Origin of the sequence: Halobacillus aidingensis, from assembly GCF_900104185.1 — a bacterium.
Taxonomy (GTDB): Bacteria; Bacillota; Bacilli; order Bacillales; family Halobacillaceae; genus Halobacillus; species Halobacillus aidingensis.
Window position 1 is genome coordinate 129,374 of record NZ_FNIZ01000001.1, and the last position, 22,475, is coordinate 151,848.

The 22,475-nt window shown below is 43.7% G+C and carries 19 protein-coding genes and 1 pseudogene; 3 read left to right on the forward strand and 17 right to left on the reverse strand.

Annotated elements, in window-relative coordinates; translation table 11 throughout:
- Nucleotides 1–459: 459 nt before the first annotated feature.
- From BLS23_RS00620 to BLS23_RS00630, 3 genes are all read right to left on the reverse strand, one after another.
- Complete coding sequence (locus BLS23_RS00620; protein WP_089650581.1) at nt 460–1,059, reverse strand: hypothetical protein; 600 nt, start codon at nt 1,057–1,059, stop codon at nt 460–462.
- Nucleotides 1,060–1,068: 9 nt separating this feature from the next.
- Nucleotides 1,069–2,256 carry a ParM/StbA family protein gene (locus BLS23_RS00625; RefSeq protein ID WP_089650582.1) on the reverse strand — a complete coding sequence of 396 codons (1,188 nt, stop codon included), beginning with the start codon at nt 2,254–2,256 and terminating at the stop codon, nt 1,069–1,071.
- Nucleotides 2,257–2,657: 401 nt separating this feature from the next.
- Complete coding sequence (locus BLS23_RS00630) at nt 2,658–3,620, reverse strand: S8 family peptidase (RefSeq protein WP_089650583.1); 963 nt, start codon at nt 3,618–3,620, stop codon at nt 2,658–2,660.
- Between the two features lie 501 nt (nt 3,621–4,121).
- On the opposite strand from BLS23_RS00630, the gene BLS23_RS00635 reads away from it, so the two are divergent.
- Nucleotides 4,122–4,466 (forward strand): sortase domain-containing protein, encoded by a 345-nt coding sequence (locus BLS23_RS00635; protein ID WP_089650584.1) that lies wholly within the window; start codon nt 4,122–4,124, stop codon nt 4,464–4,466.
- Nucleotides 4,467–4,649: 183 nt separating this feature from the next.
- On the opposite strand, the gene BLS23_RS00640 is transcribed toward BLS23_RS00635, so the two are convergent.
- The 8 genes from BLS23_RS00640 to BLS23_RS00670 form a co-directional block, all read right to left on the reverse strand.
- Complete coding sequence (locus BLS23_RS00640; RefSeq protein ID WP_089650585.1) at nt 4,650–6,011, reverse strand: murein hydrolase activator EnvC family protein; 1,362 nt, start codon at nt 6,009–6,011, stop codon at nt 4,650–4,652.
- A 53-nt stretch (nt 6,012–6,064) separates the two neighbouring features.
- On the reverse strand, nt 6,065–6,958 hold the full coding sequence (gene ftsX, locus BLS23_RS00645; protein ID WP_089650586.1) for a permease-like cell division protein FtsX: 894 nt from the start codon (nt 6,956–6,958) through the stop codon (nt 6,065–6,067).
- Between the two features lie 461 nt (nt 6,959–7,419).
- A complete protein-coding gene (locus BLS23_RS00650; RefSeq protein ID WP_089650587.1) occupies nt 7,420–7,701 on the reverse strand; it encodes a hypothetical protein in 282 nt (93 codons plus the stop codon).
- Nucleotides 7,702–7,760: 59 nt separating this feature from the next.
- Nucleotides 7,761–8,471 carry a cysteate racemase gene (gene cuyB, locus BLS23_RS00655; protein WP_089650588.1) on the reverse strand — a complete coding sequence of 237 codons (711 nt, stop codon included), beginning with the start codon at nt 8,469–8,471 and terminating at the stop codon, nt 7,761–7,763.
- Nucleotides 8,472–8,518: 47 nt separating this feature from the next.
- Nucleotides 8,519–10,066 (reverse strand): Mur ligase family protein, encoded by a 1,548-nt coding sequence (locus BLS23_RS00660; protein WP_089650589.1) that lies wholly within the window; start codon nt 10,064–10,066, stop codon nt 8,519–8,521.
- A 133-nt stretch (nt 10,067–10,199) separates the two neighbouring features.
- Nucleotides 10,200–11,390 carry a carboxylate--amine ligase gene (locus tag BLS23_RS00665; protein ID WP_089650590.1) on the reverse strand — a complete coding sequence of 397 codons (1,191 nt, stop codon included), beginning with the start codon at nt 11,388–11,390 and terminating at the stop codon, nt 10,200–10,202.
- 807 nt (nt 11,391–12,197) lie between these two features.
- A complete protein-coding gene (locus BLS23_RS21590) occupies nt 12,198–12,362 on the reverse strand; it encodes a hypothetical protein (protein ID WP_167355961.1) in 165 nt (54 codons plus the stop codon).
- Nucleotides 12,363–12,636: 274 nt separating this feature from the next.
- A complete protein-coding gene (locus BLS23_RS00670) occupies nt 12,637–13,431 on the reverse strand; it encodes an RDD family protein (protein ID WP_089650591.1) in 795 nt (264 codons plus the stop codon).
- Nucleotides 13,432–13,523: 92 nt separating this feature from the next.
- Here BLS23_RS00670 and BLS23_RS00675 point away from each other — a divergent pair, with 92 nt between their 5' ends.
- The gene (locus tag BLS23_RS00675) at nt 13,524–14,498 is read left to right on the forward strand and encodes a stage II sporulation protein M (RefSeq protein ID WP_089650592.1); all 975 of its coding nucleotides are present in this window, start codon (nt 13,524–13,526) and stop codon (nt 14,496–14,498) included.
- Here BLS23_RS00675 and BLS23_RS00680 read toward each other — a convergent pair.
- Genes BLS23_RS00680 through BLS23_RS00700 form a run of 5 tightly spaced genes read right to left on the reverse strand, consistent with a single transcriptional unit; the run spans nt 14,476 to nt 19,415 of the window.
- Nucleotides 14,476–15,834: a DUF58 domain-containing protein gene (locus tag BLS23_RS00680; RefSeq protein ID WP_089650593.1), complete on the reverse strand. Its 1,359-nt coding sequence runs from the start codon at nt 15,832–15,834 to the stop codon at nt 14,476–14,478. The genes BLS23_RS00675 and BLS23_RS00680 overlap by 23 nt on opposite strands.
- On the reverse strand, nt 15,785–16,711 hold the full coding sequence (locus BLS23_RS00685; protein ID WP_089650594.1) for an AAA family ATPase: 927 nt from the start codon (nt 16,709–16,711) through the stop codon (nt 15,785–15,787). The genes BLS23_RS00680 and BLS23_RS00685 overlap by 50 nt, the downstream gene beginning before the upstream one ends.
- Nucleotides 16,708–17,835: a DUF4350 domain-containing protein gene (locus BLS23_RS00690; protein ID WP_167355962.1), complete on the reverse strand. Its 1,128-nt coding sequence runs from the start codon at nt 17,833–17,835 to the stop codon at nt 16,708–16,710. The genes BLS23_RS00685 and BLS23_RS00690 overlap by 4 nt, the downstream gene beginning before the upstream one ends.
- Entirely contained in the window at nt 17,832–18,470 is a 639-nt protein-coding gene (locus BLS23_RS00695; RefSeq protein WP_089650596.1) for a DUF4129 domain-containing protein, read from the reverse strand. The genes BLS23_RS00690 and BLS23_RS00695 overlap by 4 nt, the downstream gene beginning before the upstream one ends.
- Nucleotides 18,471–18,485: 15 nt before the next feature.
- Nucleotides 18,486–19,415 (reverse strand): hypothetical protein, encoded by a 930-nt coding sequence (locus BLS23_RS00700; protein WP_089650597.1) that lies wholly within the window; start codon nt 19,413–19,415, stop codon nt 18,486–18,488.
- 108 nt (nt 19,416–19,523) lie between these two features.
- On the opposite strand from BLS23_RS00700, the gene BLS23_RS00705 reads away from it, so the two are divergent.
- Nucleotides 19,524–20,159 carry a GrpB family protein gene (locus BLS23_RS00705; protein ID WP_167355963.1) on the forward strand — a complete coding sequence of 212 codons (636 nt, stop codon included), beginning with the start codon at nt 19,524–19,526 and terminating at the stop codon, nt 20,157–20,159.
- Nucleotides 20,160–20,184: 25 nt separating this feature from the next.
- Here BLS23_RS00705 and BLS23_RS00710 read toward each other — a convergent pair.
- Nucleotides 20,185–21,538: pseudogene (locus BLS23_RS00710) on the reverse strand (dipeptidase).
- Nucleotides 21,539–22,475: the final 937 nt, after the last annotated feature.

The window sequence follows — 22,475 nt, forward strand, 5'->3', positions numbered from 1 at the left end:
CTCGCAGCTTCCCAACCACCCCATTCGATGAATGTGAGAAACGAACCCCATTACTGTGTGGGGGGTCTTCCACTATCCTTGTGTTATATGCATAAAGCGCTACATAACAAGCTTTCCGCACCCAGAATAGATTGCCTGCAAGTTCGTATCCTCCATTAAATCTGTGCATAAAAGCAACTTATTCTGGAAGTGGTTTCGAGACACTTATATGGCAAAGGGGCGGAGGGAAACGGTGAGACTCCTATGGGACGTGTGGGACAGGTGAGACCCCGGAAGGCGTAGCCTGAGGAGGCTCACCGCCCGCCCCATGGAAAGCGAACCTTTTCCCGCAGCCCCTAAACTCACACAAAAGTTTCGAAACTGAGTCTTCCAGAAATGGGAGCTTATATTGAAGAAAGATCGGGGTTTTTTAGAGGTCCATAAAAATAAGCCCTCTCCGCTTATACGAGGGGCTTATGATCATTTATTCATTCTTGATAAAAAGTCACCGAGCAAGTCATCGTCATCTTCTTCCAGAACATCTTCTTCCCGTTGTTCCTGAAAATCAGCTTGAAGATTGTCCAAATCCAAATCATCCAAATCATCATCCCCATCTACTTCGAGTGGGGTTTCAGGCAACCCAGCTTTCTCCTTCTCAGGTTCGATCTCTGTCGGAATCGGGGCTTCTTCCTCTGTAGCCGCCTCTTCTTGAAGATACAGAGCATCATCAATGTTATAGGCGTTGCTATTTAACGATGCAAGTAAAGTCGTTGCCCTAACAGGATCCATCATGAGCTGATAAAGGATGCTGCCGATGAGAGCTTCTGAGTGTTCATGTTTGATCCAACTTTTCTGCTCTTTCGTAAGAGCTTTTGGAAGCGGAATGGTCACGGTTTCCTTATCTTTCGTAAAGGACTGGTTCACTCCATCAAGGACGAACTGAGCGATTTTACTTGAAAAATTTCTACGTTCCTTCTCTTTTAACTGGGACAGCTGTTTTAATAAATGATCCGGTGTGTCCGAGGGGACCCGGAACGTAATCGACTGGCCCCTCTCCACACTTTTTCTAGAAGAACTCATCCAATCACCTTACTTAGAAGATCCGGCTTTTTGTTCTACTTTTTTATTAGACTTATCTTCTATCTTCGAATTCTTGCGGATATAGTCAGAAATGAGCTTATAATAAGCATTGGCCATCATCCAGATGCTTTCATTCTCATCTTCAAAGAATTCAATGTTAAAGCCATCCAGTTTGTTATTCAATGTCTTAATATAGTCTTTCAATACTGCTGAACCGCCACCTACGAAATAGCAGATTTCAGACTGGGAATTCTTCTGCCATACATTTCTTAAATAACGATACTGTTTCTTCGCAAGTTCAAGTAAAATTCGGTCCGTAATGTCGTGCACATTTGTACGGCTTCCTCGAACCATGATGTGGTGGCGATCATTTTTACGCGTGATGATATCGACGACGTCACGACGGCTGTCTAATTCAACCCCATGCTTCGTAAGGATCTCGTCACGGATCATCTCCAATGATTCAGACACTCCCAAGTTGAATCCTTGAGCCTTGTCATCATCCACGTTGCGATTTCTAATAACGGCGATATCAGTAGAAAGTCCCCCGATGTCTTGAATCAGGATTTGTTTATCTACCAACTCTTTATTAATAATGTTCAAATCATTATCCATGACAAGGTTTACATAAGCAGCAAATCCTTCTGGATAAACTTTGACCTCATCAAACTTGATGTTTACTTTCATTCCTTGATATTTAGGTGTGACTAAAAATTCCACCTGGTGTACAGAGCCTAGAAGCTGGGAACGGTAACCTACATCTTTTCCTTCTTTCACTTCACGCAATGGTAAACCTGTACCAAGTGTATAGTTCGCTTCAAGCACATTGTTTTTAGCTGATTGCGCATCTTTCCCAGTAACAGCGTCCATAGCAAGAGATGCAAACAGCATGATCAATGTTTGATCTTCTTCTGATTTGTAACTTCCAGGATCCAACTCCGCAGAATTTGTAGTCTTCGTAGCTAAATTCCCTACACGATAAATAGCATTGTTTTCACGTAAAGCAGGGGAATGCACTCGGATATGTAGATTATCGAGTGGATCCTTATCATCTAGATCTTCAATTCCGATAACCGGACGGTCCTCAAGATCTCTAGCGACCACGTTAGGAATATATAAAGAAGATTCCAATTTTCCAAAGTTCGCCTTCACGGCATCGTTACCAACATCAACAGCTGCAATTCTAGATTTCATCATTACACAGCTCTCCTTTTCTTTTGCTAGATTTGACCTCACCTTACTTTAAATCTATTAAACAATCAGAAAATAGTCAATGCGCCTTTTTACGTGTTCATAATTGTGTACTTGTATATATTATTGTGTACATGTATGCATAACTGCACACATCCCTTTAAAACAACATGCGTACACTTTTGTGTACATGTAAACGTGATTGCACACGCGATGTATTCATTTTTGTGTGCAAGTAATCATTTTTGCAAACATGTATGCATATATGTAAACAATCACATTCTTACCATCATTTTACTATTTTCGACACAAAATCACGGCCTGAGATTTTAATTCTCTTTCTAGTTGGTGGACTTGGTTTGCATAAAAAAAGAGAGGTTTTTAAACCTCTCCATTAAAATATATGATTATGTGATATAGGTGCTGAATAAATCTTCTAATTTTTTTGTCAGTGCCAAGGTCATCAATCCATTTCCTTCAGCGACTTTAGAGTGACCTAGTGGTGTAGTCCGCTTAATAAGTTGTGAAAACACTTCAGTTTCGGACATTTCCCTCTGAAATTGAGCCTCTACTAAAGGAATGATTAATGCAAGACCACCAGAAACATGTGGAGTTGCCATAGATGTACCTGATAATCGAGCATATTTACCTTCAAGATAGGTGGAGAGGACATTGACACCTGGAGCTACAAGATCAATTTGATCATTTGTGTTCGTAAATGAGGCTAGGCGCCGTCCTTCATCAACAGCTCCCACTTGAATGACTTCATTATAGGCTCCGGGATAAGCGTACTCCATCGTATCTTCCCGCCCATCCCCTTCATTACCTGCCGCACATACAACAGAAACCCCTTTGGAAATGGCATTCAAGATCGATTTTTTAAGTTCGGGCGTATCATCTGGTCCTCCAAGAGACATAGAGATCACTCGAACCCGCTCATTGTTTTTCCCTCTCCATTGAACCGCATAATCAATGGCATCAGTAATCCACTGATATTGCCCACTCCCCTCTTCAGAGAGCACCTTAAGAATAAGAAGCTTGGCTTGAGGCGCAACACCAACAACGCCTTCTCCATCTTCCTTAGCAGCAATGGTCCCTGCAACGTGAGTTCCATGTCCGTTATTATCTTGATAATTGTCAGGGTCTCCATCATGATCATCTGTAAAGTTACGTCCGCCTACAATTTGTCCTTGTAAGTCTGGATGATCACTCTGACAACCTGTATCAATGACAGCTATAATGCTGCTCTCTCCCTGGCGCGTCTCGTCCCATATACTTTGAGCCTCAACCATATGCACACCTTTTGGGACTTCCTTCGTCGTATCCAAAATAGCATCCATTCTGTAAGGGATCAGTTTCATTCGATTCATCCTCTTCCTCCTTCATTTATGAACTACAAGCTGGAAGACTGGTCATGAAGAATGATCTTCCTTAAGTATAACACCGAACGTATGTTACGTTTACATTATAAAGAAAATAAGGACTTATATACGATATAGTGTAAGATTAAATGAACAATTGTTCTCAATAATGCTTGTTATATAACATGATTGAGGTATAATAGGGAGTGAAAATTCTTTATAAAGAACACACAAGTCAGGTGAGTGTCTAGTATTGGAGGAGATTTCGTGATAAAGAAAGTATGTACCCGCTGTCACAGAGCATCTTACAGTAGTAGTAATTACGGACCCTGGGATTGTCCTATTTGCAACGAAGACCTCACAGATTCAGCACCCCTTCCCATACATTCTAAAGAGCTACGCACCCCTAAAAAGAAAGTAATTCAAATATATATTAAAAATAAGACGGTCTTATGAAATGGTTCACTAGTTTTTCATTCTCATCGGCATCAGTTTCCTACGATACCCCCTATGGAAGACCAGAATATCTCTTACCAACAGGACAAGATTATAGACAAATTCAATAAAGGAAGAGAAGATACTGCCACATCCTTTAATAAAACCTTAGAAAGATATACACATGTGAATAACTTATTAGATAAGCCCCCTCCCTCTCCCCAATTAACACAATTTCCACAAGAACTACAGGCGATTGCTATTCTTGAAATTCCTACAATCCAATTAGTACTACCTGTGTTTGAAGGATTTACGGAAGAAATCCTTTCTTACGGAGTGGGAATCATGAACAACTCCTTAGACCTTGAAAACAACGGAAATACCGCTCTTGCAGCTCATAGGGGCTTTAATTACCTGTGACCCAATCCCAAATCCAACTCATCGATTGATCGTTCAAGCTGTACGTTAGTGAAATCTCTCTTACATCATACATTCCCATACTTTCATAGCTGAGTAGGAAAGTACCCCCATGGGGAAAACGAAACAAAAAACCGATGGGAAATCTTTACGATTTTCCATCGGTTTCTTTCTTTGGCTATATTTTTAAGGCAAGTATTTACGTGGGTTTACAGAATTAGAACGTGCTCCGTTCCAGCTTCCTTCATGGATCTCAAAGTGAAGGTGCTGTCCAGTCGAAGCCCCTGTACTACCCATGTTTCCAAGAAACTGACCTCTAGATACAGATTGTCCTGAAGATACGGCAGGTGTACTTCTCATATGAGCATATACCGTCGTGAAAGTTTGTCCATTCATACGGTGGGAAATCATGACCACATTCCCGTAGCTTGATGAGTAATTGGCACGGATAACTGTTCCATCTGCTGCGGCACGAATCGGAATGGTGCCTCCGCCAGCTAAATCAATTCCTGAGTGTAACTTTGGTACTCCTGTAATCGGATGGATACGATTGCGATCAAACTCAGAAGTAACTCCTGCATTTGCGGGCCAACTGAATAGCGCTCCACTATTGGAAGAAGAAGATTCGTTGGACGAGCTTGAGTTGGAACTAGAGTTGGAACTAGAACTTGAGTTATTGCTGCTTGTGTTTGAAGCACTTGCTTTCTTTTCAGCAGCTGCTTTTTCAGCCGCAGCTTTTTCTGCTGCTCTCTTTCTAGCTTCTTCCTCCGCTTTACGTTTTCTTTCACGTTCACGTTCAATTTCCTTCTGGATCGCAGCTTCCTGCGCAGCAAGGGTATCCTGCTCTTCTTCAATGTCCATTACATGGTTATGTGCAAGCTCTTCATCTCGTTCAAGACTCTCCATCAGTTCATTTTTTTCTTGTTTTTTCTGGTCGAGTCCTTGTTTCAAAGCTTCTAATTCTTGTAGCTTTTGCTCGAGAGATGCTAATTCTTTTTCAACTTGTGCTTTTTTCTTTTCTACTTCTTCTTTATCTGCTTTATGTTGCTCTAGAATTTCTTTATCCTGTGTAGCGATGGTGTTAAGGCTCATGACACGCTCTAAGAAGTTTCCGAAGCTTTCAGCACCCATAAGAACATCTAGGTAATCAATCGCTCCACCGTTTTGGTGCATGGATTTAACGCGATCCTTTAAAAGTTCATCACGTTCAGCAATTCTTTTTTCAAGTTCAGCAATATCTGCTTTTAATTGCTCGATGTTTTCTCTTGTTTTCGCAATTTCATTTTCTTTCGTTTCAATCTTATCCATCGCTTCCATCACTTGTTTGTCCAACTGTGCGATTTCTGCGTTCACTTTTTCTTGTTGTTGTTGAAGCTTTTCGATTTCTTCCTGCTTTTCTTGTTTTTCTTTTTCAATTTCAGACTGCTTGGCACGGTTCTCCTCTAGTTTATCTTGGTTCGTTTCTGCGTTGACTGTATTAGAATAGAGTGGAAAACCGGATAGAATTAGACTGACGGTCAGAGTGGCTACTAAAACTCTCAACTTCAAACTTTCTTCCTCCCCCGAATCCTTACCTGTTTATTTTTGGCAGATCAATAGATTTAAACTCTTAAATACTTACGTATAGACGTGAAACTTCCCCATAAACCAATTACGATCCCCATAAGGATCAGGAGTGCAGATACTTTCAACACGAATGGGTAAACGGGCAACAATTCAATGAACAATGTAGGGTATCGTGTGGTCACTTCTGTGTAAAGATAATCATATCCGAACACAACGACCGCGATCGGTATGAGTGAACCAAGAATACCGATCATCAATCCCTCAAAAAGAAATGGCCAACGGATAAACCAATTTGTCGCTCCGACCATTTTCATGATTTCAATTTCTTTCTTACGAGCAACGATGGTAATTCGAATCGTATTTGCAATCAAGAACATGGCTGTGAAAAGGAGACCGGCAATTATCGCAAGCCCTACATTACGTGCCACATCCATGACACTGAATAAACGCTGAACGGTTTCTTTGGCGTATTCGACTTTGGCTACACTATTAAAATCTTCAATCGTCTGTGCGACTGTTATCGTATCTTCAGGTTCGACTGTTTTGACGATGTAGACGTCATTCAGTGGGTTTTCATCCTTCAAGGATTCAAACACTTCTCCATCATCGCCTAGACTATCAATCAGTCGATCCAACCCTTCTTCTTTGGACTGGAACTTCACGGAAGAAACCGCTGATACTTCTTCAATTTTATCCTTTAAGGCTTCACGACTCGTATCTTCAGCCGTTCTATCAATAAAGACGCGGACTTCTACATCTTCTTCGATCTGTGATGCAAAGTCGTTTAAATTCAATAGCAATGTGGCAAAAACTCCAACTAGCAATAAGGTTACGGTCACAGCTGAAATAGAAGCTATGGACATCCACCTGTTTCTAGCTAAGCTTTTTACGCCCTCTTTGCCGTGGCGACCGAATGTTTTAAATTTCATAGTGGTGGTCACCCCGTGTAATCCGTTCAATCTCTCCACTGTATAGAACGGAATCCCTCAGAACATAAGGTGCTAGACTGCGGTGATGCAGATCGAACAATTTATATCACTTCCTACTAAACTCTCATTTTGTGAATCTATGTTGTCTGTTGTATGTACTTTGAGTCGTCTGTTGCATTTTCCTATCTCATTATATCAAAGATATTCGCTAAATAAAGACAAATTATTATTACATTTATGTTTCAAACCATAACAAAACACACGTATGTTCGCCTTTTCCGTCGACAAAATATGCTCTTAATAAGAGCTGGGTTGGTGATTAAAGTCATAGGTTAATAGAACTAATTATTCCCTCCTTGATTTTAAGGAAAATTTTCCAACAATAGAGGAGTATAGCTGCGGATGAACATCTAAAAAAGAGCAAAAAAATAAGACAATCTTTTGGAATTGTCTTCATGAGCTTAATTTTTCAATTTCTTCAAGGTTTCCAGCTCGCGCTTGAGCCGGATATTTTCTTGACGTATAGAATCCAGGCTCTCCGGTTTTCTTTGAATCGGCGATAAATGGACTTCATACCATGATTTTTTAAACGCGTCGTTGACATCACTCGTCCTTCTGATAATGGCTGAAGGATAATGGGACTTCAAGTGAGATACTTCTTTTTCAGAAAGCCTCAATTCTCTGAAGGATATCCCCTCTTTGAAGGAATCTGACAAAAATTGGTCAAACTCGCTTTTGGACATGATACGCACCCCTCCTGATGAATGGTTCTTGTTACAAATATAAGAAGGGGGTACGCTTTTCATGACTTTTGATAAACAGTTTCTTTTACGACGACGTTTGCGACAACTTCCATAGGGTCGATCAGAGGAACGGGCAGGTGGTAAGGCTTCAACACGAGACCAATCTCGGTACAGCCTGAAATAATCAATTCTGCCCCATTGTCCAACAGTTCCTGGGAAGCGTCTTTCAATAGTTGAAGGGGTTCTCCATCCGTGTTTCCACTTTTAATCCCGTTTTCACCATAGATGGCTCGCATCACTTTTTCATTTTGTGTATATGGTGTTGGAGCGATCACTTCCAAATGATCAAAGTACTTCTGGAAAAGTCCTGTTTCCAAGGTGCCGGTAGTGGCGAGCACCCCGATTTTTGGAACGGTTGGATAATGATCCTGGATGAATTTCTTCAGTTCCAAAAAAGCATTCAGTAATGGGAAGGATACAGACTTTTGGACTTCTTCAATGAAGTAATGGGCGGTCATACATGGAATACACGCCACGTCCACGTCGAGCTTTTCTAAATTCTTAGCCGCATGGACCATTTCAGGAACAGGGTTTTTCCCTTTTCCTGAAATGGCTTCTGTACGGTCAGGAATCTTCGCATTGCTGTCTATGATCACGCGATAATGCTCTTGATCTTTACTTGCATTCGTCGCTCTTATAATCTTCATATAACATTCGGCGGTTGCCTCAGGTCCCATTCCCCCGAGTATGCCGATAATTTTATCATTCACTGTTATGCCTCCTAACGAAAGACCGGGACCTTGCTGTATCGATTTAATCAGAGGATTCCTGCTACTCTGTTTTTCAATGGCTTGAACAATTTCTCTTCATCCATTTCCGGACGTGTCTTGTTCAACTGTTCGAGGGCGATTTTCGCCCCAGGGTCCATCCCCTGACATCCTGCTAACAAGACCACATCGTCTTTTTCTGCTTCTGAGAGCGCATGGTGGATGGCATCATCCAACTCTTTATACAAGTCTACATGGATGCCCGCTTCCTCCATCATTTCCTGGAAGACACGCAGCTCTTCTTCTGTCACCCGGTCTTTTTCATCCACATGGGAATGGCTGAGGGTTGCAATCACTTCCGTCAGACCCAATTTCGGAGCCCATTCCACAATAGCTTTTGCATTTTCTCTGTTGACTGTAATCCCACGACTTCCTCGAATCGCATAGACGAGCTTAAGATTTGAATATTCCATTTGCTGCAAAGTATTCAAGGTGACGTTGATATTTCCGTAATTGGCGAAGTGGTCGTCCAATATTTTAATATCATCTTCAAAAACCATTTCAAAGCGTCGCTCTACACCACCGAAGCCTTTCAATCCGGCTTGAATGGTTGGAATCGGTACCTCATTTAACAATCCTACAGTGATAGCTACCATGGAATTGTAAACAGAATGATACCCTGGTGTGGAAAGCTCAATAGGAAACTCTTGGGGCTCATAAGTTTTCCCCTCTACGGTAAATGGTTTCCGGATTTCAACGTTGAATTTCGCGCGGCCTGTGGAAAGGTCCAAATCTTTACATACCAGATCCCCATCTCCTGTTTCTACGCTGAATGTGAGTACATTGGCTTTCGTTTCGTCGATCAAGGATGCGGAATAAGAATCATCAAGGTTCAAAATAGCCCATTTATCTTCACCCGCATTGCGAATCAGGCTTGCTTTACTGTTGAAATACTCTTCGAAAGAACCATGCAGGTCGATATGCTCGCGGCTGATATTATTTAGTGTAACGATATCAAAATCTACACTTCCTACTCTGCTTAAATCCAAAGCTGAGGAGGAAACTTCCATCGTGACATGAGATACATCCTGGTCTCTCATTTGAGCAAAATAATGATGCAGGTCGAGCGATTCCGGGGTCGTCAGCTTTGTGGGCTCGGAGTAGTCACCAAATTTGACCACGACAGTACCAATCAAGCCTGTCTTAAGACCATGCTCTTCAAGAATGGCATCCGTCATAAATGAAGTGGACGTTTTCCCGTTTGTCGCTGTAATCCCGATTGTTTTCATTGCGTTTGAAGGGTGGTTGTAAAAAGCATCGCTTAGTGCGGCCAGGGCACGACGGCTGTCTTTCACCTGATATTGTGGAAGGTCCTCCCATCCGGACTGATAATCCTCGACCACAATGGCAGCCGCTCCATTTTTCACTGCTTCCGCTACATAACGGTGTCCATCCGTCTTGAAACCTTTAATACAGACAAACACATCTCCCTGCTCTACACTTCTTGAATTGTATGCGAGTCCTCGGATGTCCAGGTCCCTATCATTCCATGACTCCAGTATATTGATGAATGATAATAATTCTTTCAACTTAGCCATTCTTATCTACCTTCCCTGCATTGTTTTAGCCTGTTCAATGGAATTCAACTTCGTTCCGTCCATATCGTTCGATTATTGGTTAGCATTTCCTACGGTCCGCCATCTATATTCTCAGCAGCATGACGGAGTATAGTTATCTGTTTTTCTTCGTTACTTTGTTTACCACAAGGTTCGCCAACTTCTTCCCAAAGGAGAACGCTGGTTTTGGATCTTTCGGATCCCAGATGGCATGGGCTTTCGGTCTGAAATAAGACTTCAAGACCTTCTGAGGAGAGAGTTGTCCTGTTTTGATATATTCCCTGACTGCCAGAAGGTCCTCGTAGGCATACCAGAAAACAAGATTTTGATCCTCTTCCACCGCTTTTGGTTCCACCGGGTCCCCAATCAACTCTTTATACGTGATATAAGGGATGTTGATACCTGTTTTTTGTAATAGGTGATTCAAATTCGTGATACGTACATTGATTTCAATTAAATAGTATTGGCCGGTTTCGGCGTCCTTTTTGAATTCAATTTCAGCGAAACCTTTATATCCGATTCCTTCCAAGAACTTCGCACCAAGTTCATAAAGCTCCGGCACATACTTTTGCTGGGTGTAAACAGATGCGCCGTAATTCACAGGGAATTGGCGAAGCTTTTGGCAAGTCACCCAATGCGTCACCTTGGAGTTTTGATCCAGGTAGGCATCAAACGTGTACATATGGTCATCAAAACCAGGAATAATTCGCTGGACGATGACCTCTATATTCGCTTCTTTCGCTTGTTCAACTTTTTCTATTAACTCTTCTTTATTATGAACTTTGAAAAGCTTCCTTCTGAATTTGGATACAAAAGCTGGTGAGTCCACCGGCTTTACGAGACAAGGGTATTGAATTTCCTCTTCTACTCTTTCTACAAGGTTCTCATCATCCACTTGAACCGTTTCCGGAACAGCTACTCCATGCTGGGAAGCCAGCGTGTGGAGAGTGCCTTTGTCCATTATCTTAGTATATAATCCTTGTTCCGTTTGAGGAATAAGGAAATATTCCCTTAATTCCGGCAGATATTCATCCACGAATTCCACATATGGATCGGCTGTCGGAATAAGTACAGGGGCATGGTCCTGCTTTTTGGCATAATCGATCAAGAAAGTCTTCAAACCTTCTGGATCTTCCTTATAGTGAGGCCCAATCAATGCTTCTGTACAATATTTGGACTCAAGGCCGTAGGCACCTTCCCAGTCATAGTCCACTGCTGCAACGTGAACATCATGAATCCCTAGACATCTGATCGTACTCAGTCCAATATAATAGTTCGCTCCTAGAACAACCGCTTTATTCGCCATGAGATATCCCCTTTTCCATCTGTTGAATTGTACTTGATCATATATAGAACACGTATTTATTTTGGTTGTTTTCTTTCTATATGTAAACATATCTATTTTACCACAAACAGGTACCTAACAAAACGTAAACCCCTCTACCCAAGACAACCCCAGTCCCAGTGACACTCTTAGTTATTAAAGTATATGGCAGGATTGTGGAAGACTCGATTTCGAGACTTTTCGGGGTTCGTTTGCCGTGTTGAGCGTTAGAGGTGGCTGAGAAGCTACTCGCTTTCCTGTGGGGGATTGGCAAGCTTCCTCGGACTTCGTCCTGCGGGATCTCGCCTATCTTCTTCTCCCACGGGAGCCTCGCAGCTTCCCAACCACCCCATTCGATGCAGGAGCGAAACGAACCCCATCACTGTGGGAGGGTGCCTTCCACAGTGATGGGGTTTTAAGCATAAGCGCACTATAGCAACCTTTCCGCATACGCAATAGCGTCCTTGGGAGTTGATTCCCCTCCAATTACCATGTGCATAAAAGCAGCTTATTTCGGATGTGGTTTCGAAAAACTTATATGGCAAAGGGGCGGAGGGGAATGGGGAGACTCCTGCGGGAAAAAAGTGCTTGGTGAGACCCCGCAGAGCGAAGCTCGAGGAGGCTCACCGCGCTCCCGCGGAAAGCGAGCCATTCCCCGCAGCCCCCATCCACTCAACAAAAGTCTCGAAACTGAGTCTTCAAGTATAGGGAGCTAATCTATAATGTGGGTAAACTCTGTCTAAAAAAGAAAGTGGCACCTTTTATGCAGGGCCACTTTTGTTGAAGCATTTATTTGAATGTCTGGTGGCTGAAATCGACTTCAGCTGGGACTTGATCTTGTTGGATTGTAGGAGTTTGGATTTTCTTAAAGCGACGGGCAACTTTATCGACGGCATATAATACAAGGAACGTAAGCAGTACGGTTAAAGACAACACATAAAGAGATGTAAGCATGAGCTATGATCCCCTTTCCTTTTTATAATTTCAGGTAGGAACAAACTTAACCTCCCCCCATGGATCAGCCCGTTTATTCGCCTGTATTTTATTAAATCCTAGTATATAATACCAAATTCTACACTGAAGTAAATATATATTTGCAAATTCTTGTATATTCACATAAATACTTATAATTACAAATGCATACATAAAGATTGATCATTTATAAAATCTCTTTTAGACATAAAAAACAGCCGCTTTCTGCCCCCAAAAAACGGCTGTTCTTTCTTTGTTATAACTGGAATTCCCACTCTTCCTTTAAATCTATATATGCAGCATAAAGTCGAGTAGCTAACTCATCTTCACTTTTCGTTCCATCCTCTAATCCGAGTTTAGGAAGAAGGATCTCAGCAACTTCCCTGGTCATGGTATCTTGCTCTGTAGGTTTTAAGGTCGGGTAACGATGAACATAGGTTTTCAATAGATTCCAATCTTTTTTCGTAACGTTTTGTCTCTCCCAGTCTCCAACGACTTGTTGGTCCGATTTCAGGTCACGATTTTCAATCTCTTTTTCCACGAGTGTCTGTTTCTTTTTCGAACGTTGTTTTTTCCGTTCGTGGATAACGATCGTTCCACCGACAAGATCGCCCAGTCTCTTATGCTGGGGATGGAAGAAAACCATCAACATCCCAATCAGATAATAAAAGGGAAGCATATCGATGATTCGTAATAAATTTCGAATCAATATAGATAGGACGGTTGCTTTTCCCCCATCTTCTTTGACGACACGAAGGCCGAGCAACATTTTGCCCAGGGTTTTACCCCCACTGAGCCATTCGAATAAGAAGAAATAGCCCCATTGGATGCCAAATAAGATAAGAATGACAAAAGCGATCACCCACCCGCGCCCTTCCAACATGAAGTTCAAGTGGTTTTCTGTAAATAGGAGGAGCGCAATCATTCCGCTATATAATAAGCCCAAGAGAATGGAGTCGACAATTTGAGCCGCTCCCCTGCTTCCTAAGCCTGCCAGCTGGAAATTCAAAGTCACATGTTCCGGGGTCTTCACTTTCCATCTTTCCTGCATCTTCTTCCTCCCTCCTTATGGGTTCCCATATGTCTTTTGTTTTTCTATAATAGATGTAGAATGTAAAAAATTCCCGTATTGCAGGTGAAACCATGAACTATCGATCTTTCGTCCAACGCCACCGTGAAGAGTGGAAACGTTTAGAAGAGCTGATTCAGTTGCTACATAAGAACAGACGCCAGTGGGCACCGAAACATTTAGAAGAATTTCAGCGCCTGTACCAAAAAGTCACGCAGCATCTTGCTTACAGTCAAACATACTTTGCAGAAGAAGAAACGACCGGTTACTTGAACGACCTTGTGACAAAGGCGCATAACATGCTTTACCAGGAAAGCACATCCAATTGGAAACAAGTGAAGCAAATGTTCGGAAGTTCATTCATTACACTCATCGGTGAACAATGGAAGTTCGTTGTCATCAGCATGCTGTTGTTCTTTTTAGGTGGTTTGGCTGCTTTTCTTGCTGTCTATCAGGATCCGATGAGCCTTTACACGATTTTACCTGATTCTATCGCTCAAGCTGTAGATCCGAGCCGGCTTGGCAGCCAGGACGGTGGGGTTAATTCTCCTGTCATGTCAGCGGAAATTATGACCAATAATATTCAAGTTGCTTTTCTTGCTTTTGCCGGAGGCGTGACCTTCGGGTTGCTGACGGTTTATCTTCTCATCTATAACGGAATTATCGTCGGTGCCCTGGCTGCTTTGTTCATGGTTCATGGCAAAGCCTATGACTTCTGGGCCTATATCGTCCCGCATGGAATCATTGAACTGACAGCCATTTTCATCGCGGGCGGTGCGGGTCTTTTAATGGGCTATAAGCTCTGGGTCCCCGGCAAACGAACGCGCAGCTATCAATTAAAAACCTATGCCTACCGCTCCGTTCTGTTGTTGATTGGCACACTCCCGCTCTTTATCATCGCAGGTATTGTAGAAGGTTACATCACCCCTTCTACCTTATCCCTTGAAGCGAAATACGCGTTTGCATTCGTTACCGTCCTCGGGCTTTTGGCATACGTGATCATTGGAAAAATTAATGCCGGCAAAACTAAAGAAGTCCACGGTTCATAATATTGATGTAATGGGAAACGGTAGAAGTCGCTAACTCCTCTTCCGGTGCCTCGATCATCTGGAGACCTTGTCGCTCCCATTTTTTCAGCTCCTGCTTTTTATCCAAGACATGCTTTTGGGCCATCGTTTTCACTAATGTGGTCTGTAGATCCTCAGGCTCTCTTCTTGTCTGGGAATCTATGACTCTGTCTTCAATTCCGATCATTAAGAACAAATGCGAGCGCCGCAACCGTTGTAAATAATGCAAAGCTGCTTCTTCGTATAGAAAAGTGCTCACATCACTGAACAATAAAAGGAGGCTCCTCCTGCTTTGTACCTTCTGCAGGTGCTGGAACACAGCCGTATAGTTGGATTCGAATCCTTCGACTTTCAAGTTATAAATTTCTTTCAGGATGGTTTGCATATGCGCCATCCCTTTTGCTGGCGGAACATACACATGAACGTGTTTTGAAAAAGCGAGAACCGCCACGTAATCGCCGCGCTTCAAGGCAGCGGTCGCCAACGTCATCGCAGCCTCGAGAGACTTCTCCAATCGATTGTTCTCCTCAAGCTCCACGCCCATCATACGTCCACAGTCGATCAATAAGGTAACAAACTTTCCGTGTTCTGGTTCATACTCGTTGGTCATCAGGTTCTGAACTTTCGCGGTTTGTCTCCAATTGATCTTCCGGATATCATCTCCCACAACATAAGAACGGATTTTACTGAACTCTCCCGTTCCCACCTGACGTCTCTTCAGTCGTGTTCCCTCGTAAAGAAGAAATCGCTGTGCGTCCTCCAGGAAGTTTCTGCTCTCCGTGAGATCCGGAATGATCCGAACGCTATCGGTTTGCTCCACCCTCATCTGTTTTTCCCACAAACCAAAGCGAGAACGATAGCGGACATGAAGGTGAGGAAGCGTGTAGTCTCCGCGTTGTTCGGCGTGAAAAAGATAGGTAATGCGGGCTTCCTCATATCCCTGGATCTCTTTTTTCAAAGGAAAGGGTTGGCTGAACGATTGCGGAAAGTGATCGATCACTTTCATCGCCAGCCTTTTGTCAGAAGCATTCCTGACCAACACAGAGGCCTCGTTTTCAATCCCCCGCTCCATTTCTTCATCCATCGCCCGTCGAATTTGAAGCTCTTTCCGTTTAGGTGAGAAAGTAAGGTCAATCAAGCTCAGTAATAAAATCGCTCCATTCGCAGCTATGATGAAAGGCCAGGAAAGACCTATCCATGATAGTAAAATCAATACGAATGATAAGGCGAGTATAAACAAGAGCAGACGTTTCGTTGGAACAATCCCTTTATCGCGGAACAGGAACTGATCCCACAAGTTCTTGAATGATTTGGCCATGGGTCACTCCCTCCAGTTCCATATGGGGCGCTAAAATCACCCGGTGTCTCAAGGAAGCCAACGCGACCTTTTTGACATCGTCAGGGGTGACGTAGTCCCGTGATTCCAGGTAGGCCCACGCTTTCGCTGCTTTCGCAATCGCAATACCTGCCCGCGTACTTGCTCCATGGCGGATCGATTCCGTTTCACGCGTCTTACGAACGATTGACATGATGTAACCATACATTTCGTCGGTCATCGTGACGCCCGCTATCTCAACACTGATCCTGTTGAACTCTTCAACCGTCAACAGTGGTTGAACCGATCCCTCTTGTTTGGATATAATCATCTGCTTAAGCACGGCCACTTCTTCTTCCATGGACGGAAAATCGATATGTAATTTGAACAAAAAGCGATCCTGCTGCGCTTCCGGTAGTGGGTACGTCCCTTCAAACTCCACCGGGTTTTGGGTCGCGACAACGAAAAAAGGATCTGGAAGTGTGTACGTTTCTCCCTGGATGGTCATTTGCTTTTCTTCCATCGCTTCAAGCAAGGCCGCTTGTGTTTTCGCCGGTGTCCGGTTGATTTCATCAGCAAGCAGGACATTCGTAAACACAGGTCCTTTCATCGTCTCAAAATCACCGGTTTTCATGTTATAGATCATGCTTCCGGTAATATCGCTCGGTAAGAGGTCCGGCGTGAACTGAATCCGCTTGAAGTCGCCTCCAAGGAGGTTCGCTAACGTTCGGACCATTTTTGTTTTCCCGGTTCCAGGAACACCTTCTAGCAACACATGTCCGCCAACAAGTACGGACGCGAGCATCAAACGGACATTCTCGGACTGCCCATAAACCCTTTGTTCATAGGCTTGTATCAACTCAGATAATTTTTCATTCATGACCCTTGCACCTCTTTCCTCATCTGATCGAACGTATGCGACCAATCTAAAAATGCCTTTTTCTCTACAACCGATACGTTTTCCAACGGCTCCACGGTTTTCGTCCATTTCTCCCAACCCTGATAATCCTGATCATTCAACCGATACGATAGCGTGTGGCGAATCTCCTCCCAGGACGCCTGGGATGATACACCAAACCGCTCCTGTAAAAGCTTTCGAATATAGGATTCCTGAACGGCTAGCGATTCTCTGTAAAACTCACCTTTTCGGTACCAGGCAGCAAGAGCCTGCAGGCGTTCATCCCCGAATCGCACAACCGCTTCTCTCGGCATAAACGACGGACCGAATCTTTTGCCCTGCATCCATAAAAAGAAAAGCATAAACAAAGCAAGTTGTAGGGTGAAGACGATCAGCCACTTCGGATAGACGTCCAATCCGGCAAAAAAACCGTCCTGTCCATGGATATATTCATCAAACCAAATCCTACTGTATTCGGCTTCTGATGCTAATATCGATGTGATCACTTCATAATGTTCTCGGTCCGTAATCATTCCATTTGTGAACCAATCCGGATTCATGCCAACAATCAGCGCACCATCCCCATAAGAACGCTCGAAGGCCAACACCCCTTGACGATCACTCAATAGGACATCATCCGAGTCCTTCGTCTGTAGACGGTGCTCCTGTTGAACCTCAACGGTATATGTACGACCATTCTCATCCTCAACCGTCGTTTCACCTGCAGGTAAAATACCATAGTCTACTTGGGTATCAAAATAACCGACAGGATTGTTTTTCATCAGCCAGATGGTATTCCCCTCTTCCATCCACTCTTCATACTGATGCATCTCAGCTCCGCTGACGGTGGAAAAAGGCTCGATCATCAAAAGCGTTTGTCGGCCACTTGCTTCCGGCAGCCGGCTCGGTTTGCTATCCCAGCGTGCAGATTCAACACCTTGTTCCTCAAGAAGCGTGTAAAAGGCCTTGATTCCTGTCTGTGAAGGGGATTCAGATAGATAAGGAGGGTACGGCTCTGGACGTCCGCTGGAGAGCCAATAGAGAATGCCTGCAAGAAGGGCAAAGGTGACAGCGATCCAAAGCCACGTTTTCTTTGTAGTGATCACGCTTCTTTCCTCCCTTCTTGATCCATCCACTGAAACGCCCGAAAGCGGAATTCATCAAACTCCTCTTTCTGGAGTGTCCGGTTTCCATAGGTGATTTGATCAAAGGTTTTAGCAAGGAAAGAGAAGTCAGCACTTAGTGCATGATTTGAGTCTTGCAGTTCGTTTTCATAGTCCCCGTTCGTTTTCCAAGTTTTCACCTCGACAAGGTCCCTCGTATCAAAATCCAACAGCATGCCAAGAAAAACATGACGGGCTGCCTCAGAAAATTGACCACCTGCCGCTCGTGCTTCCGCTTCCTGCACATGCTTCTCTGACGACCATGCCAAGTCTGAAGTCATACTGAACGTACGCTTTTCAGACAACTTCTTCTCACCCGAGAGCCGTCCCACAAGCTTGATGACAAAAAACAACAGGATGCCGATTCCGATGAAACCGAAAAAATAGATCCAGCCATTGATGGCAGAATCAGAGACTTGGAAATTAGGAAACCAAGTCTCAAGCAACTCTTTCACCCACTGAGCAATGACATCCAAAAGACGTTGACTCGCCGTCTGAGATTCCTGCTCATACGCTTGATACTCCGGACGCTCGAGAATTTCCTTCAGTTGTTCTTTTCCTTCATTTGATCGACTCACACGATTCACCTACGTTCATGATTCTTTGTAAGAAGCAATCATATCTTTCAAATCATCCGCTTCGTTCCTTGTTTTCAAGTCAAAAAACAAAACCGTATAACCGACCATCATAAACAGTGTCGTAATGATCGAGGCAAGGTCCGTCAGCACACGACCGAGAAGACTGCCACCTAAAAGAAGCGCAGAGACCCCCTCCATTACAGAAGTAAGCAAGATGGTGATGATGAAGAAGACAATGAACAATCCGAATGTGAACCAGAAGCGTCCTTTCGTCAGCTGCCAGCTTTTTGAAAAGCCTGGGGCGACCTTCTGAAATACAATCGCTCCAAAGAACATGCTCAGTTTAGTCACAAAAAAAGCGACTGCTGCGAAAAACAACAGACCGAAGATGATCGACATGATGAATCCGACTCCAAAACCATCCCTCGCAAAGCTAATGCCTCCTAAAATACCGAAAAGGAGAAACCCGATAAAGACGGCGACTCCGAATATGACTCCCATCAAGGCTGTGCTTCCGATGAGCGGCCAAAACCTAGAGAACGCCCCTTTAATCGCTTGACCTTTGGACCAAATTTCATTCTTCAGTGCTTTACTCGTCGCTACAATGACCGATGCCTGGGCAATCGGATAGATGATAATGGCAAGAACAGTAGAAACAAGTAAATACAACATTTCCATACCGATCCCAAGATTTGTCGCTACAAGCTCCTGGGTAGCCGCTGCCGTATCCAGGTTGTTCAGGACCCCTTCTGTGAATCCTCCTCCTGACGGCTCGCGGAACAAGTTGATCCCGCTCAGCACCATGAATAAGTAATCAAATATGTAGAGCGGCGCAAATATAATGAGTAACGTAAGAAATAAAGGACCGAAGTTTTTCTTTGATATACTGAATGTATGATCAAGTATTTCGCCAAACGTCTTTGGCTTTGTCTGTAGTTGTTCCATGATCATCCTCCTAACTAGTATCTTTCTACTATTCTAACATTTTAACGTTTCGTTTTGACAAAAAAAGACAGACTTATCCAAAATCTAAAAGGTAAGGGAGTGACCGTCGTGCACGAAAAAGTTGGCACGTGTGCTGAATGCGGCACAACGATCTATTGTGAAAATGGGTTCTTGAATGGGGTATTGTCGGAAAGCAAAACACTGAACTGCTTCACCTGCGATGAACAGAAACACCAAAATCGTGTACAGCTTTCTCCTTATCAATCCGAATGGCCTGAGACCTTCGCTAGAGAAAAAAGCGCCATCATACAAGAAGTCGGGGATTCGACTATTCCCATAGAGCACATTGGGAGTACTTCTGTACCAAACCTCCACGCTAAGCCAATTATTGATATTTTATTAGGGGTGGAGGACCTTGATGAGTTCACACGCTACATTCCTCCCCTTTCACAAGCAGGGTATGAATATGTTCCTAAGCCTGAATTAAGGACAAGACGCTTTTTCAAAAAAGAAACCAATACGAACGACACCATCCACCTGCACATCTGTGAATGGAAAGGCTCCGAGTGGGAGGAAAAAATCATATTCCGAAACTACTTGCGTGCGAACCCGGGATCCGCCAAAGCCTATGAATCTCTAAAAAAACAGTTAGCTGAGACCTATAGGGAAGAACGCTCGGTGTACACAGAGAAAAAAGGGCCCTTCATCCAGTCCATTCTTGATCTTGCATATAAAAAAGGCTGAGAGCTTCATTCTCAGCCTTTTCCCTTTATAACTCTTGAAGGTATTTACAAACCGTTTCTATCCCTTTAGTGAAATTCTCAAGATGAAAATGTTCATTTGGCGCATGCAGGTTTTCTGTCGGAAGTCCGAAGCCCATCAATACGACCGGTGCATCTAACACACGACCGAAAACTTCGACAATCGGAATCGAACCGCCCTCCTTGGGGAATAGCGGACGCACATCGTACACACTTTCAAACGCATCTGCCGCTTTTTGAATGAATATAAGGATTTTTTGAATCAATCGCCACCGGGTCAGCTTTAATGTACTGATGAAGATCAACCTTCGCACCCACTGGTCGGTTATCGGCTACATGACGTTGAATCGCCTCAAAAACCTTCTTGGGATCCTGTTCACCAACTAGACGGCAGCTAATTTTCGCACTCGCTTCTTTAGGAACGATCGTTTTCAATCCTTCGCCTTGAAAGCCTCCAGTAATTCCGTTAATTTCAAGCGTTGGTCGGATGCCGACACGTTCCTGGAAAGTGAACCCTTCCTCTCCGAAAAGTTCGTCAAGCTCGAGTTCCTGTTTTGTACGTTCTTCATTGAACGGGACTTCCGCTACTTCTTTTCTTAAAGCTTCTGTGGGCTCTGGAACACCCTCGTAAAAACCGTCAACGGCAATCCGGCCATTTTCTTCATGCAGGGAATCCAACAGTTGGACGAGGGCATGAATCGAATTAGGTACGCCACCGCCATAGGTGCCGGAATGTAAATCCGAGTTGGCGGTTGAAACGGTCATCTCCATAGCTAAAGCACCGCGTAAAGATGTACAGATCGCCGGCTGTCCTTTCTCGCTAAAGGACGTATCGCTTATGACCACAGCATCACAAGCAAGCTTTTCCTCATTTTCCTGAATGAATGGGCCAAGGTTCGGGCTTGCGATTTCCTCTTCTCCCTCAATGACAAACTTCACATTGACCGGAAGCTCCCCCATTTCCTTCATAAGAAGGTCGACGGCTTTGATATGGATATACAGTTGACCTTTATCATCCGTAGCTCCCCGGGCGAAAATTTTTCCGTCTCTGATGACCGGTTCAAATGGCGGTGTTTCCCATAAGTCGAGCGGATCTTCCGGCTGTACGTCATAGTGGCCGTACACAAGAACCGTCGGCTTTCCTGCTGCATGAAGCCAATCCGCATAAACAATTGGATGCCCCTCTGTAGGGATGACCTCCACATTCTCCATGCCTGCTTTTTTTAAGGCACTCGCTGTCCAATCCGCCGCCTCTTTGACGTCTTCTTTATGTTTAGACAAGGAAGAAATACTCGGTATGCTTAAATACTGTTTTAATTCTTCAATAAACTGATCTTTATGTAACGCAACTGCTTCCTTCACCTCATTGTCCTCCTTCTACTCATTTTCTCTCATTATACCGAAATTTTCTTAATCGCTGAAACACAGACACCTCTTCCCTTCAACAAAAGCTCCCTATTCTTTAAGACTCAGTTTCGAGACTTTTGTTAAGTGGATGGGGACGGAGAGGAATAGCTCGCTTTCCGCGGGAGCGCGGTGAGTCTCCTCGGACTGCGTCCTGTGGGGTCTCACCAAGCACTTTTTTCCCGCAGGAGTCTCGCCATTCCCCTCCGCCCCTTTACCATATAAGTATCTCGAAACCACTTCCGAATTAAGCCGCTTTTATGCCCATGGTAATTGGAAGGGAATGAACTCCTAAGGACGCTATTCTGCATACGAAAAGCTTGTTATAGAGCGCTTTATGCTTATAACACCAGGATAGTGGAAGGCACCCCCCCACAGGAAAGGGGTTCGTTTCTCATCTTCATGGAATGGGGTGGTTGGGAAGCTGTGAGACTCCCGCGGGAGAAAGGAGATAGGCGAGATCCCGCAGGACGAAGTCCGAGGAAGCTTGCCACTCCCCCACAGGAAAGCGAGTAGCTTCTCAGCCATCCCTAACGCTCAACACGTCAAACGAACCCCGAAGTCTCGAAATCGAGTCTTACACAATCCTGCCATATTCTTTAACTAATTATTGTATTCACAGCCATGCTAAAAAAACATTGAGCATAAAAATGACCAGTATTTGAATACCGGTCATCTTCTTCATTCTTATTAAATTAATTATTATAGCATGGAAATAATGAAGCTAATCACTACAATTAAACCAATGATCATTAAGATTGTACGAATCATGGAATCACCTCTTCGTCTTTTTGTATTTATTCACCCTTTTCCTTATCATCACGTGATTTAAACAAACTATACGAAAAATCGTCCCTTTTTCCCTTTCAAGACGATGCTCAACTTGATGAATCAA